We start from the raw sequence: 4,502 nt of genomic DNA, 5'->3' as shown, positions 1-4,502 counted from the left end.
GGTGCTGCGTCCCGACGACCCGGCGACGCGGCCCGACGCGGACCACGAGGCGGTGACGGTCACGGCGACCGTCGCCGCGCAGGGCCCGGTCGACTGGACGGACACCGCCTTGCGGGAGCGGTACGCCGACGCGCTGGTCACGGCGGCGGAGGCGGCCGTGCCCGGGCTGGCCGGGCGGGTGGCGTGGCGCGAGACACGGACGCCCGCCGACACGGCGGAGGAAACGGGGGCGGTGGGCGGTGCGGTGCCGGCGCCGGCGCTGGCCGGGGCGGACGGGCACTTCCTGTATCCGGCGAACAGCACCGCGCTGACCGGGCTCCACCGGGCGGGCGGCTGGGCGCATCCCGGGGGCGGCCTCGCCCACGCGGGGATGTCGGGCGCGCTGGTCGCCGGTCTGATCGTGGAGGGGGCGGACTTCCGCGGCTCGCGGTAGCCGGTCCGTACCGCTACCGGTACCTCTACCTCTACCTCTACCTCTACCGGTACCGGCCGGTCAGTACCGGTACTGCTGCTCGTTGTTGTTGTAGCCGGGGTCGTAGCCGTAGTCGTGCGGCTGCTCCTGCGGCATCGGCGGGACCTGGTGGTCGCCCTCGCGCTGCTGCGGGACCCAGACCCCGCCGGGCGGGGTGTCGGCGCTGTACTGCTGCTGGGCGGCGTAGGGGTCCGCGTACTGCTGCTGGCCGCCGTAGTTGTCGTACGCCCCCTGCTGCCCGCCGCCGTCGGCCGTGCCGATGTACGGGTCGGAGTAGGCCGCGTACGGCTGGTCGGTGCCGTAGCCGTACTGCGCGTAGGTGTCCTGGCCGGCGCCCTGACCGACGCCCTGGCCGGTGTCCTGGGCCGCGTAGACGCCCTGGCCGGTGCCGTACGCGTTCGGGTCGGCGTAGGGGTCCTGCGCCGCGTACGGCTGCTCGGGCGCGGCCTGCCCGTATCCGGCGAAGGCGTCGAACGCCTCGCCGTACGGGTTCTGCTGCGCCTGGTCGTCCTTGTAGACGCCGTACTGCCCGGTGTCGTCGGGCAGCGGCTGCGGTTCGTACACCGCCCCCATCGTCGCCGTCATCGCGGCGTCGATCGGCACGTCCATGGCGGGCCCTGCCATGGCCGGTTCGTACTCCAGGTCCGAGACCTGGAGTGTGGGCTCCTGCTCGCCCCCGCCGACCGCCTTGCGCCGGCGGCTGGCTCCCGGGCTGCCGCCCAGCGCCCAGCCGGTCGAGAAGCCGCGGCGGAAGGAGAGCGTCACGTACGCCTGTCCGACGGCGAACGCGATCGCGCCGAGCGCGATGACGAAGACGGACGGCATCAGGACACCCAGCACCACACCCATGAACCCGGTGAAGGCGAGCAGACGCCAGCGCAGCCGCGCCTTGTACTGGAGCAGCACCTCACCCAGCAGCCACAGCGCCACGATTCCGAATGCGATGTAGAGGACCGTCCAGCCCATGCCCGCCCCTCTCCTGCGGCCACCGCCCCGGGACAGGGCGGTTGCGGCCGGTCACGACTGCTCGCGCAGTCCGAGATTCTCGTAGATTTCGAGCGTCGCCGTGGAGTTGTTGAGTGTAATGAAGTGCAGTCCGGGGACACCCTCGGCGAGCAGTCCCGCGCAGAACTCCGTCGCGAACTCGATGCCAATGGAGCGTACAGCGGCCGGATCGTCCTTGACGGCGAGGATCCGCTCTTTCAGCCCGGACGGCACGGCCGCGGTGCTGAGCTGGGGCAGCCGCTCCAGCATCCGCACGCTCGTGACCGGCATGATTTCCGGAATGATCGGAGTTGCGCAACCGGCGGACTCGACCCGGTCACGAAGGTGGAGATATCCGTCAGGTTCGAAGAACATCTGAGTGATCGCGTAGTCGGCGCCGGCCCGGCACTTGTCCACGAAGTGGCGGATGTCCGTGTCCCAGTCGGAGGACCGCGGGTGCATCTCGGGGAAGGCCGCGACGCCGACGCAGAAGTCGCCCGACTCCTTGATCAGGCGCACCAGTTCGGCCGCGTACCGCACGCCCTGCGGGTGCTTGACCCACTCGCCCATGGGGTCGCCGGGCGGATCGCCCCGTACGGCGAGGATGTTGCGGATCCCGGCGTCGGCGTACTGCCCGATCATGTTGCGCAGTTCGGCGACGGACTGGCCGACGGCCGTGAGGTGGGCGACCGGGGTGAGGGTCGTGTCGGCCGCGATCCGCTCGGTGGCCTTGACCGTGCCGGCCCGGGTGGAGCCGCCCGCGCCGTACGTCACCGACACGAAGCTGGGGGCCACCGCCTCGACCCGGCGCAGCGCGTTCCAGAGGTTCCGCTCGCCCTTCTCCGTCTTGGGCGCCCAGAACTCGAACGAATAGGTGGTCTCGCCCGCGGCGAGCAGATCGCGCACGGTCGGTGCGTGATCTGTTCTGGTCGAAGGTGTACCGAAGGCCATACGTGCAGGTTATCGAGGGTGTGGGCGTCCCCCAAGCGAGTGGGGGACATTTGACCGGTTTGCCGGTCCCGGTCCCACGCCTCGGACACCAGGGAGGCCGCGCGCGGAGACGAACCGCCGGTCAGCGCGAGCGCTCGCGCACCCGCTCGGCGAGCGAGGCCGTCGCCGCCGCCGGGTCGTCGGCCTCCGTGATCGCCCGTACGACGACCACCCGGCGGGCACCCGCGTCCAGCACCTGGTCGAGGTTGCCCGCGTCGATGCCGCCGATCGCGAACCAGGGGCGGTCGGTGGCCAGGGCGGCCGTGTACCGCACCAGGCCGAGGCCGGGCGCGTGGCGGCCCGGCTTGGTCGGGGTGGGCCAGCACGGACCCGTACAGAAGTAGTCGACCCCCGGCTCCGCCACCGCCGCGTCGACCTCCGCCTCCGCGTGGGTGGACCTGCCGATGAGCGGCACCTCGCCCAGAACGGCGCGGGCGGCGGGGACCGGGAGGTCACCCTGGCCCAGGTGCAGCACGTCGGAGCCGATGGCGTGGGCCACGTCGGCGCGGTCGTTCACCGCCAGCAGGACGCCGTGGCGCCGGCTCGCCTCGGCGAAGACCTGGAGGTGTTCCAGCTCCTCGGCCGCCTCCATGCCCTTGTCGCGCAGCTGCACGATGTCCACGCCGGACGCCAGCACGGCGTCGAGGAAGTCGGGGAGGTCCCCCTGCTTCCTGCGGGCGTCCGTGCAGAGGTAGAGCCGGGCGTCGGACAGCGCGGTACGTGCCGCGGTCATGTCTGTGGGCATGAAGGATCCCCCCGTCGGTTCCGTGGCGGCCGGCGGTACGGGACCGCGGGGGCGGTGCCGTACCGCCGGCCGCCACGTGCGGTGCTGTGGTTCGGCCGATGCGGCCGGTTCGGACGGCTCGGCCGGTCCGGCCGGCTCAGCTGGTTCGGACGGCTCAGACGGTTCGGACGGCTCAGACGGCGAGCGCCTGGGCCCGTCGCTTCACCTCCGTGCCGCGATTCTCGCTGAGCGCCTGCGCGGGCGTGCCCGGCAGGGTCGGGTCGGAGGTGAAGAGCCACTCCAGCATCTCTTCGTCGGTCCAGCCGTCGTCCCTCAGGAGCGTCAGGGTCCCGGCGAGACCCTTGACGACCTTGCCGCCGTCGATGAAGGCGGCGGGCACCTGGAGCGCGCGGTTCTCACCGCGGCGGACGGCGATCAGCTGGCCTTCCTTCACCAGCTGCCGCACGCGCGTCACCTCGACATCGAACAATTCGGCGATATCGGGCAGGTGGAGCCAGGCAGGGACGAGAGCATCGATCTTTGCGTCAATCTCGGTCACGAGGACAAGCGTGCCATCCCGGACGGGCGGACGGTAGTTGGGTTGCCCCGGCCGAGGGGCGACGCGTCCCCCGCCCGCTCAGAGGACGGCCTTCTTCAGGGGGATCGCGGGATCCGTGACCCGGCGGGGGTCCAGGCGGGTGGGGGTGTTCAGCAGTTTCCTGGCCTGGGCCAGGTCCCGGGGGCGGCCCACCGCCAGCAGGGCCACCAGCGCGCCCTCCCGCAGCCACGCCACCGACCACGCCGCCTCCGCCGGGTCGCCGCGCCACACCAGGGTGTCGGCGGACGCGTGATGGCCCGCGTACTGCACGAACCGGCCGAACTGCTCCGACCAGAAGTACGGCACCGGGTCGTAGACCCCCTCCGTCTCCCCGATGATCCGGGCGGCGACGGTACGGGGGCCCTGGAGCGCGTTGTCCCAGTGGTGGACGAGCAGCCGCGCGCCGTACCGGGCCGAAGGGAAGGACGCGCAGTCGCCCACGGCGTACACCCCGGGCAGCGACGTCCTGAGCCGTTCGTCCGCCGTGACGGACCCGTCAGGGCCCAGCTCCACGCCCGAGCCCGCCAGCCAGCCCGTCGCGGGCCGCGCCCCGATGCCCACGACCACCGCGCCCGCCGACAGCCGCCGGCCGTCCGCGAGGACCACCGCGCCGGGCTCGACGGACGCCACGCGCGCGCCGGTCAGCAGCGCGGCGCCGCTCTCGGCGTACCACCCGGCCATCGGCGCGGCCACCTCCGCCGGGAGGACCCCCGCGAGCGGCCGGTCGGCCGCCT

The 4,502-nt window shown here is 72.8% G+C and carries 5 protein-coding genes and 1 pseudogene; 1 reads left to right on the top strand and 5 read right to left on the bottom strand.

The genetic code is table 11. The annotated features are described in order from the left end of the window. Positions 1-433: pseudogene (locus tag GT042_RS12915) on the top strand (NAD(P)/FAD-dependent oxidoreductase); the annotation flags it as partial. 60 nt (positions 434-493) lie between these two features. Here GT042_RS12915 and GT042_RS12910 read toward each other — a convergent pair. The 5 genes from GT042_RS12910 to GT042_RS12890 all read right to left on the bottom strand — a co-directional run. After that, positions 494-1,438, bottom strand: coding sequence for a hypothetical protein (locus GT042_RS12910; protein WP_161308848.1), 945 nt, complete (start codon positions 1,436-1,438; stop codon positions 494-496). A 51-nt stretch (positions 1,439-1,489) separates the two neighbouring features. Beyond that, the gene (gene metF / locus GT042_RS12905) at positions 1,490-2,407 is read right to left on the bottom strand and encodes a methylenetetrahydrofolate reductase [NAD(P)H] (protein WP_161308847.1); all 918 of its coding nucleotides are present in this window, start codon (positions 2,405-2,407) and stop codon (positions 1,490-1,492) included. A gap of 121 nt (positions 2,408-2,528) precedes the next feature. After that, a complete protein-coding gene (thiE, locus tag GT042_RS12900; protein ID WP_161308846.1) occupies positions 2,529-3,179 on the bottom strand; it encodes a thiamine phosphate synthase in 651 nt (216 codons plus the stop codon). 184 nt (positions 3,180-3,363) lie between these two features. After that, entirely contained in the window at positions 3,364-3,729 is a 366-nt protein-coding gene (locus GT042_RS12895; RefSeq protein ID WP_161308845.1) for an Rv2175c family DNA-binding protein, read from the bottom strand. Positions 3,730-3,807: 78 nt separating this feature from the next. Beyond that, positions 3,808-4,502: oxidoreductase C-terminal domain-containing protein (locus tag GT042_RS12890; RefSeq protein ID WP_161308844.1), on the bottom strand; the 695-nt coding region annotated here is incomplete at its 5' end.

The organism is Streptomyces sp. SID3212, assembly GCF_009865405.1.
Classification (GTDB): Bacteria; Actinomycetota; Actinomycetes; order Streptomycetales; family Streptomycetaceae; genus Streptomyces.
The sequence above is the reverse complement of the archived record's forward strand: the minus strand, read 5'-3'. Positions and strand labels throughout refer to the sequence as shown.